Genomic DNA, 13,586 nt, shown 5'->3' with positions numbered 1-13,586 from the left:
TTTATGAAAATAATAATTATTGGGGGCACAGCTGCAGGAACGAGTGCTGCTGCAAAAGCAAAACGAACAAATAAAGAATTAAACATTACTATTTATGAAAAAACAAATATAACATCTTTTGGAGCTTGTGGAATACCATACTTCATTGGTGGTTTTTTTGATGAACCAAATAACATGATAGCAAGAACACCCGATGAATTTTCAAAAAATGGAATCTCAGTGTTTGTTGAGCATGAGGTTATTAAAGTAGATACAAAAAACAATACTTTACAAATAAAAAACCTTAAAACAAAACAGGTGTTTAATGATACCTATGATAAATTAGTAATTGCAACAGGCGCAAATCCTATAATTCCTCCAATTAGCAATATTAAACTAAATAATTTTTATACAATAAAAAATATGCAAGACGGAAAGGCGATAAAAGAGCTTTTGGCAAAAAAAGATATAAATGACATAATAATCATAGGGGCTGGATATATTGGTATTGAAATGATAGAGGCTGTTAAAGCCTTAAGAAAAAATGTACGATTAATTCAACTAGATAAAAGAATACTTCCTGAATCATTTGATCAAGAAATTACTAATATAATGGAAGAAGAATTAAAAAGAAACAATGTCTTAGTCCATACAAATGAATTTGCAAAAAGTCTAATAGGAAAAGAAAAAGTTAAGGGAATTATTACAAATAAAGGAGAATATCCAGCAGATCTTATCATTCTTGCTACAGGAGTAAGGCCTGCTACAGAATTTCTAGAAGGTCAACTTGAAACTTTACAAAATGGGGCAATAATTGTTAATGAATATGGTGAAACCAGTATAAAAAATATATTTGCCGCAGGAGATTGTGCTACAATTTACAATATTGTAAGTAATCAAAATGATTATATTCCTCTTGCAACAACAGCCAATAAATTAGGAAAGGTAATCGGTGAAAATTTAGCAGGAAAGCGTGTTTCTTTTAAGGGAACATTAGGATCTGCCTCAATTAAAGTATTATCTCTTGAAGCAGCCAGAGCTGGCCTTACAGAAGAAACTGCTTTAAAGATTGGAATTAAATATAAAACAGTCTTTATAAAAGATAAAAACCATACAAATTATTATCCAAATCAAGAAGATTTATACATTAAATTGATATATCATGAAGAAACAAAAAAAATCATTGGAGCACAAACAATTGGAAAAAATGGAGCTGCAATAAGAATGCATGCACTATCCTTAGCAATTTATTCAAAACTTACAACAAAAGAACTTGGGATGATGGACTTCTCATATTCTCCACCATTTTCAAAGACTTGGGATGCCTTAAATATTGCAGGTAATGCAGCAAAATAACTAAAATAAAACTGCTGCTTGGAGTTTTATTTTAGTTCTTCATACTAAATGGCTGACCAGTACTTGCAAGTACATCTCTCCAGAAAGAACCATTTATATTTACTTTATTTCTTGCAATCACCGCCATTTTGATTGGAATATGTACAAATTTTGTACTCCACAAACTAACTAATAATTTTGTCTTACCTGCCATAGCCGCATGTACGGCATTTGAACCAAGACGAGCACAATAAAGAGAATCACTAGCATTAGCCGGAGCACTCCTAATAATATAACTAGGATCAATATACTTAAGAGTAATTGGAATATCCTTGGATTCAAAATATGCCTTAATCTTAGCTTTCATATAAAGTCCAATATCCTCATAAAGCAAATTGCCAGATTCATCTCGTTGACGATTATCAAAATCAAAATATTTTTGTCCTGCACCCTCAGCTATTAATATTACTGCATGAGGTATTTCATCCAAATTACCCTTTGATAATAGTCTTCTCTCAAGATGAGCAAGAAAACCATTAGGCCCCTCAATATCAAAATCTAGTTCTGGTATCAAACAAAAATTAACATCATTAGAAGATAAAGCCGTATGGGCAGCAATAAATCCAGAATCTCTACCCATAACTTTAACAAGCCCAATTCCATTATAAGCACTATTTGCCTCAAAATGCGCACCAGCAACTGCAACAACAGCTTGTTCTACAGCTGTCTCAAATCCAAAAGACTTTTGAACAAACATAAAATCATTATCTATCGTTTTTGGAATACCTACAACAGCAATTTTCAAATTTCTTCTCTCTATTTCCTCAGCTATTAGAATCGAACCCTTCTGCGTTCCATCTCCACCAATATTAAATAGAATATTAATTCCCTTTTTTTCCAAAGTATCAACTATTTCAACAGGTTTAATACTCCCTCTTGATGAACCAAGTATTGTACCACCAAGCTGATTAATATCATCTACTATATCGGGATTCAGTTTGACAAAATTTAAATGAGCATTTGGCAATAATCCTTGATATCCTAATTTTACTCCATAAACATTACGAACTCCATATACTTTCCATAAGGTTCTAACAATTGAACGAATAACATCATTAAAACCAGGACAAAGACCCCCACAAGTAGTAATTGCCGCTTTAACATCCTTTGGGACGAAATAAATCTTATTTCTAGGCCCAGCTTTTTCTAAAAATATATCTTCATATTTATTGCAAATATCTTCATTCTTATAAACATTAAACCTAATCATATTCATCTCATCAGTAAAATGAATATGACTTTGATTTGCATAAAAATCTATTAAAGGATTATCTTGTCTACATTCTCCCAAATTTTCTATTTCAAAATCCAACTCTCTAAAATTTAAATCCTTATTCGTAAGACTATGCATTAAGTTATTCCTCCATAACAAGTATCATTATAATTCAATTATCTCCTAATAAATTGACTTTGCTCCTTAATCATATCGTATATATCATCGTATATATAAGGCGAACCCTCAGCTGGAGACTTAATTAAATTATTTGCAATAAACTCAAAATACTTATTGAGTTTCGAATTTTTATCAAAATCAGTAAATGGAATTCTATTATTAACAGATTCTCTAAAACTTTTGGCAAATGGAATAAAACCAATAAATTCTACTGGAACATTAATATTGTTTTTAACAACATTTATTAAATTTTCACACATAGCTATTTCCTCACTAGATTCTATCCTATTTAATATAACCCTGGGATAAAAATTATTCATCACCTTTTTTATCTTAAGCGATGAACTTAAAGATACGGTTTCCATCCCCATAACTAAATCTTTAAACTTAATATTTGTACCTTCTATTTTATTTTTAAAAAAATTACTAATATATTCACGCTCAGAACTCTTTGGAGGGAAAGTTAAATATAAAAGACGATAAAGTGCATTTTTTAAAAAAGAATAAGCATTAAGAATTGAGGGCGTTTCTGGAACAGTAACGATTATACCACTATAAGCTGCCAAATAAAAATCTACTGTATTGTAAGATGTACCTGACCCTAAATCTATCAAAATAAAATCAGCAACAAGATCTCTTTGAATTGATTCTATTATCCTCTTTTTAATAGAAAAAGGAATATTAGCTGTTCCTGTATAAAGAGCATCGCCTGGTATTAAATAAAGCTTCTTATAAGGCGTTTTAATAATCAAATTTGAAAAATCTTTTTCATGCTTATTAATAAAAGAACCTATTCCAATACCAGTATTCTTAACTCCTAAACATGTATGTAGATTGGAACCACCAAGATCAAGATCAACAAGTATTACTGTCTTGCCTAAACTTGCAAGTTTATAACCAATATTCGCAACAAAAGATGTTTTGCCCACACCACCCTTACCACTTGCAACAGGAATAATTTTAGTCATATTCAAATTTTTATTAATCATTTCCATTATCTTTGTTAAATTTTTTCATACAATCAAAAAACTTTAAAAATCTGAATCTATTAGACTCTACTTTGACCTTGGAAGAAGTACACTCTGATTTAGAAACTGATATTAAGTCTTTTATTAAATCTTTATTATTTGTAAAATTTTCAATTTTATCAGGTTTACCACAAATCACAATTTTATCATCTTTTAAAAAAAAATAATCTCCATCCACAAATTCATATCTAGAATTACTTAAATTTCTAACAGCAATAACAGTAATGCCCTTTTCTCTTCTTAAATCAGCCTCAAGCAAAGTCTTCCCAACATACTCTTTAGGAATAACAGTCTCAGCAACAATAATGTCATGACCAACAATACTATATGTAGAAAGATTAGGAGATACTAATAAAGGTGTTAATCTTTTTGCAGCATCTTTACTTGGAAATATAATTTTTGTAGCACCAAGAGTTTTTAATATCTCAGCATCATCACTATCTTCAGTTTTCACATATATCTCTTTAACACCCAAAAGATTACAATAATGAGTAATAAGAGCACTCTTACCCAAATCATTGTTAAAATCAATAATAACAGCATCAGTATCTATTGGAATAATCTTCTTTAAAGCATTTTTAGTAAATTGCTCTAAAACAAAGCTCTCTGTAGAAATAACATCATATTCTTCAATCACTTCCCTTGATGTATCAACAATAATAACCTGACAATCAAGTTTACTCAAATTTTCAAGAATATGTATACCTAAATTACTAAGACCAATAATAACAAATGTTTTCACTTTTTATTAACCCACTAAAATATCTTGTCTTGGTCTTGTAAATTCTTCAAAACGAGATCTTCTTGAACCAAAAATCGCAATAGAAAAAAGTCCTATACGACCTGCAAACATAGTAAAAATTATAATTACTTTACCTAAAAATGACAAATCCTGTGTAACACCAACTGACAAACCAACAGTCCCAAAAGCAGAGAAAACCTCATATCCTAAACCAATAACTCTACACTTACCACCACCTTCAGTAGCAAGAAGAACAAAAAATGCAAAACATAAAATAAAAATGGCTCTTACAAAAAATAAAAGCGCAAATCTTATGCTATCAAGAGAAACCTTATAATAACCAATAATATAACCATTACCATCTTGACCATTTTGAGATTTTACTACTGCAAGCAAAATTAAAAAAAAGGTAGTAATCTTAATTCCTCCAGCAGTAGAACCTGGAGCACCACCAATTAACATGAAAGGCAACGAAAGCATTTGGGTTCTACTTGTAATAAGAGAATTTTCAAAATAACTAAAACCAGCTGTTCTTGTACTTATTGAATAAAATATAGAATTAAGTATGAGATCGCCAAGTGAATGACCTTCCTCAAGTTTATGAATCTCTGCGAAAAAAAACACAACTGCACCAAAAACAATTAAAAAGAAACTAAGTAAAAAAACAATTTTGGCATGAAGAGACAGCTTTTTTCTATATTTAATAGTATTAGTAACATCACGATACACCATAAATCCAAGTCCACCACAAACAATTAAAATCGCAACAACAACTATGGCTTCAGGAACATCACGCCACGCATAAATACTCTCAGAATGCATAGAAAAACCTGCATTACAAAAAGCTGAAACTGCTGTAAATAAAGCTTCAAGCAATGAAATCCTAATACCTCTAAGATTAAAACATAATAATATTAATATTAGTCCAATTAGTTCAATTAAAAAAGTTATAAAAAGTATACCCTTCAGGATTTTAATAGGATTGTATTCAATATTTGAAAGAGAATATTGCTTTATTATCCTAGCATCAGTTAAGTTCAACTTACGCTTAGGAATAAGCAAATAAAAAGTCGCAATTGTTATAAAACCAAGACCTCCAAATTGGATCAATAGCATTATAACGATAAAACCAAAAGTAGAAAAATTTTCCATCTTCACAGTAACAAGTCCTGTAATACTAACAGCAGACACAGATGTAAATAAAACATCTATGTAATCTAATTTTTCCTCACCATTCCAAGAAATCGGTAATGACAATAAGAAAGAGCCTAATAACATAATTAAAATAAAATAACTGAAAAGGAAAAACCTATCACCAAATTTAAATTTCAACATAGCAAAATAAAATACATAAAAAAGACACCATTATAAAAATGATAAAATCATAGGCTATTGAAATATTACCATAATTTTACTATTTTTAATACATGTTTGAAGTTGAATTAAAAGCTTTTATTCCCCCCAAAAAATTAAAAAAAATCTTCAAATTGGCTAATGAAAAATTCAAATTTATTCAAGAAACAATAAAAAAAGATATTTATTATTCTAATAAAGAAAAATTAATTAGAATAAGAAAATTTAACACCTCAGAAGAAATTATAACATTTAAAGTTAAATCCTTAGAAAATGACATAGAAATAAATAAGGAGATAGAATTTAAAGTAGACAATACAGAAAATTTTGTCTGTTTTTTAGAACAAATGGATTTTAAAATCCTATATAAAAAAAGAAAAAAAAGTTTAATTTATAAAAAAAGAAATATAAACATAGAAATTAATGAAGTGGAAAATCTTGGGTCCTTTTTAGAAATAGAAAAAATAATTTATGATGAAAACGAATTAACCCCTGCAAAAATAGAAATTTATGCAATAATAAAAGAACTTAAATTACAAAATAACATTGAACAAAAATCTTACTTCGAATTAATATTAGCTAATCAATCTAAAGAATAAAACTTTAAAATCTAAACTCATATATGACAATATGAAACCTTCATCTTGATATTTAAAAAATTGAGGACTACAAACAGATTCCTTAAAAATTTCAGATTTATTTAGAAAATACCAATTATCATCTTCAAAATAAATAATTCTAATATTATTATTATCTTCAAAGGTTAAAAACAAATCATTCCTATAAACAAAAATATCACTCACTATTCCCTTAATATTAATATTTGGACTTATATTTTGCCATTTATCATGCTTTAAGGTAGATACACTCACAAAAGGTTTATCTTTTGTTATACAACTTAAAACAATTGCAGCTTGATCAGACTTAAAATTAAAAAGAATTTTGACAGAATTTGCCATATTGAAAGATTGAATATTTGTATTTGTCCAAGTCTTGCCTGTATCAACAATAAACTCAGACTTAACATAATCATTTATCTTGTAATTATAAAAAATTCCTAAAAAAGGTTCTGAAATAATACCAATATTTGAAACCTTAACATTGGCATTACCTTTAGAGTTATAAGAATCCATAATATTATTCCAAATATTACCATACCCTCTATTTGCAATAAAATTTATTTTATACTCACTACCTATTTTTCTTAAATAAGCTACATATAAATTATCTTTTTTATCAATGCTAATATTTATCAAAAATCCAATGTTATCTCTAAACTTAGGACTAATATCAATCCATTTGCGACTATTAAATTTTTTAACTATAAGTTCACTAGAAAAATCATTGGTATTATTAGTAGTAAATACAATATATAATTCTCCTTTAGAATTAACTGCAAAATCAAAATTCGCAATATTAGTAATATTATTATTAACAGCAGTACTTATATCAAACCAACCAATATTTTCAATAAATGAAGAAACCTTAATATTATCACTATGCTCCATTTGATAAGCAAGATAAATATTACGTTTATAAGTCCTTAAAATATATTTTTTAAGTTTTGAGCTCAATTGAAAGCTTGGCAAATTCCTTATTAAAAAAGTCTTATCTTGTTTTTTTATATTAGATGATTTTGCCCTTAAAGCATTGCCACTTATTATTGACAAATCCAAATCAGTTAGCGTAAAATTAATGTTTACATTTTCAGATGTAATATAGATTACAGCATAAAGAATATCTTTATTTAATTCAAGCTTGGTATCCCTTGTGCTTACCTTATCTGTTATATATCTTTTATTCAAAACATCATATACCATATAAACAAAATCTGAACCTATAGAATTATCAAAAGTTAAAATATAAGTAGAAGATTTACTAACTCTTAGATAAATACTTCCCTTTCCACTTACGCTTGAAATATTTAAAGGCTTAACTTCCGTTAACACTAGTTCTAAGTGAGCATAAGAATGCAAACTAGTTAATATCCAAACAAATATTAGTAATATACTATTTTTCATACTTTATAAGATCCAAAAATATAAAAACATAATCAATTAAAGATATGATAGTCAAAAAGGCAGATGCACAATATATCATTTCAACACAAAAAGAAAAATTTAAATTTAAACTTAAGTTTGAGATAATAAAATTATCAACAAAAATAGTAATTTTTAATTTATCTAAACTATAAAGAAAAAGACTTGCAAATGCCGATATGGCATAAAATAATGATTTTAATTTACCCAAAAATTTAGCTTGCTGAACTACATTAAATTGAATAATTAAATTTCTAAAAACACCAATAGAAATTTCACGATATATAAAAATTACAAAAAAATAATATGGTGTAATACCTTTATAAAAGAAAAAAACAAAATATGTTAGATGTTGCAATACATCTGCATAAGGATCTAAAATTTTGCCTACATCACTAACCAAGTTATATTTTCTGGCAACATATCCATCAATAATATCTGTTATTTCATTAAAAACAATCAGAACCCAAATTATGATTAAAAAAAAATAAAGATTCAAAAAATTTTCAAGAAAAAATATAAATAAAATAATAAAAGATAATATAATTCTACAAAAAGTTATTCTATTAGGACTAATTATGCTCTTGACATTCAACCTATAAAATCTCCTTATTCTTTATTTTTAATTTTAAAAATTCAAGAGCTTCTTGTAATTCAAGTCCATTAATCTGATCATTTGCTCTGGTTCTAATTGAAATTTTCTCTTCTTCTACCTCTTTTATTCCTATTATAAACATATAGGGAATTTTTTGAGCTTGATATTGCCTAATTCTTGAATTCATCCTAATACTGCTATCATTATCAAATTTTATTCTAATGCCTTCATTTTTAAAATAAGATAATACTCTTAAGGCATACTCTTCTACAATATTATTTACAGGAATAATTACAACTTGAAGAGGTGCTAACCATACAGGAAATGCTCCACCATAATGCTCTATCAAAATCCCAAAAAATCTCTCAATAGAACCAAGAAGAGCTCTATGAATAACAAAAGGTTGCCTTTCTTTACCATCTTTTGCTATATAAGTCATCTTAAATCTTGCAGGAAGATTAAAATCAAACTGAATTGTACTCATCTGCCACTCTCGATCAAGAGAATCAATTATTTTTAGATCAATCTTAGGTCCATAAAAAGCTCCGCCTCCCTCATCAATATCATAAAGAATACCTAATTCAATTAAAGCTTCCTCTAAAACTTTTACTGATATTTCCCAATCATCCTTATTTCCAACAGCTTTTTCCGGCTTTGTAGAAAGATATGCTTTTAAGTCGGTAAATCCAAATTTATTCCACATACAAATAGCAAATCTTAAAACCTCTTGAATCTCAGACTTAACTTGTTCATAAGTACATATAATATGTGCATCATCTTGTGTAAATCCTCTAACGCGCATAGTACCATGAAGAGCACCAATCTTTTCATACCGATACACAGTACCAAGTTCTGCCCATCTAAATGGTAGATCTCTATAAGAATGCTTTCTAGTATTATAAATTGCAATATGAAATGGACAATTCATAGGTTTAACATAATAATTACTTTTATCTATCTCCATTTTTTCAAACATACTTTCTTGATAAAAATCTAAATGCCCAGATATCTCCCAAAGACAAGATTTACCAACATGAGGCGTAAAAAGTATGTCATAACCATTTCTAAAATGTTCTTCTCTCCAAAAATCTTCTATTAAAGCCCTTACTCGAGCTCCATTTGGATGAAAAAATATAAGACCAGGACCTATATCTTCATGTACAGAAAATAAATCAAGTTCGCGTCCAAGTTTTCTATGATCCCTCTTTTTTATTTCTTCTTTTAATCTAAGATATTCTTTTAATTCTTTTTCATTATTCCATAAAGTTCCATAAATACGAGTAAGCATTTTATTTTTTTCATTACCACGCCAGTAAGCACCAGCAATATTAGTTAACTTAAATGCTTTTGGATCAATTTTATTCATATTATCAACATGAGGACCCTTACAAAGGTCAATAAAATTATGACTTTTGTATATAGAAATCTCATCTTTAATATCAAGCTCTTGAATTAAATCTACTTTATAAGGCTCATCTTTAAAAAGCATTAAAGCATGCTCTTTAGTTATTACTTCTTTTATAAAAGAACTTCCTGTCCTTAAAATCTCTTTCATCTTTTGTTCTATTAACAAAAGATCATTTTCTGTAATATGTTTTTCAAAATCAAAATCATAATAAAATCCATTTTTAATGGGAGGCCCTATAGCAATCTTAGTATTTGGAAACAATTCAAGAACAGCTTCTGCCATAACATGAGCAATTGAATGTCGTTTTTTATAAAGAACACTGTCTTTATCTAATTTTTCACTCATAACAACACCTTATAAACCCTAAGATTTTAAATAATACTTAATTTAATAATAAAATTTAAACTTCAACCAAAGTTATTCAATAAATAAGAAATTCCATCAATTTATAAGTATAAATATACAAGAAAATTTACTAAAAAAACAGATAAAAAAATAAGAACAAATAAATAAAAAACTTTAATCCATAGTTACTATAGATTCAATATTAAAATAAAGAGTCATAGCCATAAAGAAAGTAATAGTAGAGGAACCACCGTAGGATAAAAACGGCAAAGGTATTCCTGTAATTGGCAAAAGCCCTAAAGACATACCAACATTAAAAGATGTATGAAAAAATAAAAGACTCAATACTCCAGCAAGAACCAAAGACATATAACTATCTTTACTTTTATTCATTATTATTAAAATTCTAAAAAAAATAAGAAAAAATAATACTAAAACTAAACTAGCTCCCAAAAAACCAAATTCTTCAGCAAGGATTGAAAAAATAAAATCTGTACTTTGAGATGGCACATAATTTGCATGAGTATAAGGACCTTTTAAAAATCCTTTACCAAACATGCCCCCAGAACCAATAGCGACTTTTACTTGATTCAAATTCCAGCCAGCACCTTTAAGGTCAATATTTGGATCTAAAAAAACTAAAAATCTTTTAATCTGATAAGGTTTCATAAACTTTGAAAGAAATTTAGAAAAAAAAGCAGAAATTAACAAAATTGAACTTATAAATAACATATAAAAATAAACAAATCTAATAGTTAAATTATATTTCGAAACAAAAAAGCCTATAGCAGAAAATAAAAACACCAAAACTAATACTAAAAAAGATACTTTAAAATAAAAATTATTTGAAAAAATTAAATACAAAATACTTCCCATATCTGCCTGATACTCATACCAAACAGGCAACACCATAAAAAGGAATGAAAAAATCCCTGTTAATGTAAAATACAAAAGATAATGTATATCTACACCAGCAAAAAAAGAAATAAATATAAACATATTCAAATAAACTACAGCAGTACCAAAATCAGGTTGCAACAATACAAGCAAAATAACGGGTAAAATTAATATAAAAGCAAAAATAAAAACAAAAAAACTACGACAATCATTCCTTTTAGTACTGTAAAATTTAGCAAGAGCTAAAATACTAATAATTTTACCAAATTCTGAAGGTTGGCCTCCTAATTTCCAAATTCCAATCCAAGACTTAGCTCCATTAACAGTAATACCAAAAAAAGCAGTGAAAATTAAAGCAACAATCAACAAAAAATATAAAGGATAAATCATGCCATGTATAATCTTAAGGTCATATCTTCCTACTAAAAAAACTATAAAAAATCCACTAAAAACCCATATAATCTGTTTAATATATTCGATTTTCATCAAAGAACCATTAGAAGTATAATCACTAGAATATATAAGTAAAATTCCAATAAAAGATATCATTACTAAACTAAATAATGTAAAACCATCGTAACCTTTTCTAAAAACAGCCATTTGTCCTACCTAATATACCATGGTCTATATACTTTAAGAATATCTTCATAACTTTGATTAGCAAAAATCCCTTGCATCATTAAATCTATAGATTTAGCAGACCACATATTGTCCAAGTTACTCCTTCCTTCAATTAAACTAAATATAATAATTTGTTCATCAGGAGAGCCACCATAAGGAGCAAGTCCGACAAAAGAACTATTTTCAATACCAGTAACACCAGTTTGACCTGTCCCAGTCTTTCCTATAACTTTGACAGCTTTTGTGAGAACTGAATTTTTAGCAGTACCATAAGTTATAACATTTCTCATATAATTTTTTAAAAGTCTAAACGTGGTTTTACTAATAACATTTGTTTTCCGAAGAACTTCGGGAACATTTTTAAGGACAACTTCATTACTATTCCCATCTAAAATTCTATTAACAACCCTTGGTTTATAAACAACACCTTCATTTGCAATCATAGCTATCATATTAGCAATCTGAATAGGGGTAGCATTTACAAAGCCTTGCCCTATTGAAAAATTTACAGTATCACCACCTACCCAAGACTGATTAAAAGTTTTTTCCTTCCACTCCTGACTGGGAAGAAGGCCAGAAACCTCATTTGGCAGGTCAATACCAGTCTTCTCACCAAAGCCATATTCTTTTGCATACTTAACAATATTCTCAATACCAAGATATTTAAGTCCTAATATATAGAAATAAACATTACATGAATGAGCAACAGCCTGCTCTAAATTGACATAACCATGCCCACCACGATTCCAACAATGAAACATTCTATTTCCTACTCTGAAATATCCCAAACAATATATCTTCTTATTCTTATCAAAAACTTTTTCTTCTAACAACGCCGTAGTCATAACTAATTTAAAAATAGATGCAGGAGGATAAACTGATTGAATTGCCCTATTTAAAAAAGAATAATCTTCTTTAGAATCCTTATTATAAACATCATTCATAGAATAGTAAGGATAATTATAAAGAGCCAATATACTTCCTGTTGAGGGTTTTAACACTACTAAAGATCCATATCTTTCACCCAAAGTTTCCTTTGCAAGCATTTGAATATCTTTATTAATGTTTAAAACAATGTTATTACCAGGTATCATATACTCTATAATAGAACCATTATCTATCTTCCTTTCTCTAGAATCTACCTTATATTTAATTAAACCTTCTTTTCCTCTAATATAACTATCATAAGTTTGTTCAATACCCAACTTTCCTATTGTAGAATTATTATCATATCCCTTAACATTATAAAAAGCACGAAGTTCTCTTTGATTAATCTTGCCAACATACCCAATAGAATGAGAAAAAGAATCATCTACCAAATAATTTCTTTTAAAAGAATATGTCCATAAAAGTGCAGGATAATAACTTCTTTTCTCAGCAATTCTAAAAAGCATATCTGGACTTAGCCCTTCAACTATTTCCACATCCTTTAAATATCCTCTAGAAGCCTCGATTTTAGAAATGATAAGCCCTTTTTCCATGCCTAAAATGCTTGATAAAAAATCTAACATCTCCTTTCTATCCTCAATAGGCATACTATAATATTGCTCTAAACTAATCTTTAAAACAAATGCCGTCAGATTATTTGCAAGAATATTAAAGTTTGAATCTAGAATTTCACCCCTTGCAGCCTTAATTTTATCCACTCTAGACAACAGAACTGTAGCTTCTTTATCATACAACAAGTGCTTTCCAATTTGCATTTTAAACAAAGCAAAAAGATAAGAAAAAAAAACGAAAGATAAAAGTAACATCCCAAACCTATATCTGCCAGCCAAAATGACTTTCACT

Annotated in this window: 11 protein-coding genes; 2 read left to right on the top strand and 9 right to left on the bottom strand. The window is 28.2% G+C overall.

From position 1 onward, the window contains the following. Nucleotides 1-3: 3 nt before the first annotated feature. Nucleotides 4-1,335: a CoA-disulfide reductase gene (locus tag K5563_RS03640; RefSeq protein ID WP_221037614.1), complete on the top strand. Its 1,332-nt coding sequence runs from the start codon at nt 4-6 to the stop codon at nt 1,333-1,335. Nucleotides 1,336-1,366: 31 nt separating this feature from the next. Here the strand turns inward: K5563_RS03640 and K5563_RS03635 are convergent, their stop codons facing one another. From K5563_RS03635 to K5563_RS03620, 4 genes are read right to left on the bottom strand one after another with little or no spacing between them, the layout of a single operon-like run. Then, a complete protein-coding gene (locus K5563_RS03635) occupies nt 1,367-2,725 on the bottom strand; it encodes an ATP-dependent 6-phosphofructokinase (protein WP_221037613.1) in 1,359 nt (452 codons plus the stop codon). A gap of 38 nt (nt 2,726-2,763) precedes the next feature. Beyond that, nucleotides 2,764-3,735 carry a MinD/ParA family protein gene (locus K5563_RS03630; protein ID WP_221037772.1) on the bottom strand — a complete coding sequence of 324 codons (972 nt, stop codon included), beginning with the start codon at nt 3,733-3,735 and terminating at the stop codon, nt 2,764-2,766. 13 nt (nt 3,736-3,748) lie between these two features. Then, nucleotides 3,749-4,537 carry a TrkA family potassium uptake protein gene (locus K5563_RS03625; RefSeq protein ID WP_221037612.1) on the bottom strand — a complete coding sequence of 263 codons (789 nt, stop codon included), beginning with the start codon at nt 4,535-4,537 and terminating at the stop codon, nt 3,749-3,751. Between the two features lie 6 nt (nt 4,538-4,543). Next, nucleotides 4,544-5,872, bottom strand: coding sequence for a TrkH family potassium uptake protein (locus tag K5563_RS03620; protein WP_221037611.1), 1,329 nt, complete (start codon nt 5,870-5,872; stop codon nt 4,544-4,546). A gap of 92 nt (nt 5,873-5,964) precedes the next feature. Here K5563_RS03620 and cyaB point away from each other — a divergent pair, with 92 nt between their 5' ends. Continuing rightward, the gene (cyaB, locus tag K5563_RS03615) at nt 5,965-6,489 is read left to right on the top strand and encodes a class IV adenylate cyclase (protein ID WP_221037610.1); all 525 of its coding nucleotides are present in this window, start codon (nt 5,965-5,967) and stop codon (nt 6,487-6,489) included. Here the strand turns inward: cyaB and K5563_RS03610 are convergent. The 5 genes from K5563_RS03610 to mrdA form a co-directional block, all read right to left on the bottom strand. Continuing rightward, a complete protein-coding gene (locus K5563_RS03610; protein WP_221037609.1) occupies nt 6,466-7,911 on the bottom strand; it encodes a hypothetical protein in 1,446 nt (481 codons plus the stop codon). The two genes, cyaB and K5563_RS03610, sit on opposite strands and share 24 nt — an antisense overlap. Then, nucleotides 7,901-8,524 carry a CDP-diacylglycerol--glycerol-3-phosphate 3-phosphatidyltransferase gene (gene pgsA / locus K5563_RS03605; RefSeq protein ID WP_221037608.1) on the bottom strand — a complete coding sequence of 208 codons (624 nt, stop codon included), beginning with the start codon at nt 8,522-8,524 and terminating at the stop codon, nt 7,901-7,903. Before pgsA ends, K5563_RS03610 begins: the two co-directional genes overlap by 11 nt. Before the next feature lies 1 nt (nt 8,525). Continuing rightward, nucleotides 8,526-10,277, bottom strand: coding sequence for a threonine--tRNA ligase (gene thrS / locus K5563_RS03600; RefSeq protein WP_221037607.1), 1,752 nt, complete (start codon nt 10,275-10,277; stop codon nt 8,526-8,528). Between the two features lie 174 nt (nt 10,278-10,451). Next, nucleotides 10,452-11,774: a rod shape-determining protein RodA gene (gene rodA / locus K5563_RS03595; protein WP_221037606.1), complete on the bottom strand. Its 1,323-nt coding sequence runs from the start codon at nt 11,772-11,774 to the stop codon at nt 10,452-10,454. Between the two features lie 5 nt (nt 11,775-11,779). Beyond that, nucleotides 11,780-13,585: a penicillin-binding protein 2 gene (gene mrdA, locus K5563_RS03590; protein WP_255571087.1), complete on the bottom strand. Its 1,806-nt coding sequence runs from the start codon at nt 13,583-13,585 to the stop codon at nt 11,780-11,782. Between the last annotated feature and the right edge of the window lies 1 nt (nt 13,586).

Origin of the sequence: Borrelia sp. HM, from assembly GCF_019669085.1 — a bacterium.
GTDB lineage: Bacteria > Spirochaetota > Spirochaetia > Borreliales > Borreliaceae > Borrelia.
The sequence above is the reverse complement of the archived record's forward strand: the minus strand, read 5'-3'. Positions and strand labels throughout refer to the sequence as shown.

Bases quoted from the DNA above. Each gene is read 5' to 3' on its own strand.
- cyaB (WP_221037610.1), top strand. From the start codon at position 5,965: ATGTTTGAAGTTGAATTAAAAGCTTTTATTCCCCCCAAAAAATTAAAA.
- thrS (WP_221037607.1), bottom strand. From the start codon at position 10,277: ATGAGTGAAAAATTAGATAAAGACAGTGTTCTTTATAAAAAACGACAT.
- K5563_RS03640 (WP_221037614.1), top strand. From the start codon at position 4: ATGAAAATAATAATTATTGGGGGCACAGCTGCAGGAACGAGTGCTGCT.
- K5563_RS03620 (WP_221037611.1), bottom strand. From the start codon at position 5,872: ATGTTGAAATTTAAATTTGGTGATAGGTTTTTCCTTTTCAGTTATTTT.
- K5563_RS03630 (WP_221037772.1), bottom strand. From the start codon at position 3,735: ATGACTAAAATTATTCCTGTTGCAAGTGGTAAGGGTGGTGTGGGCAAA.
- rodA (WP_221037606.1), bottom strand. From the start codon at position 11,774: ATGGCTGTTTTTAGAAAAGGTTACGATGGTTTTACATTATTTAGTTTA.
- K5563_RS03610 (WP_221037609.1), bottom strand. From the start codon at position 7,911: ATGAAAAATAGTATATTACTAATATTTGTTTGGATATTAACTAGTTTG.
- K5563_RS03635 (WP_221037613.1), bottom strand. From the start codon at position 2,725: ATGCATAGTCTTACGAATAAGGATTTAAATTTTAGAGAGTTGGATTTT.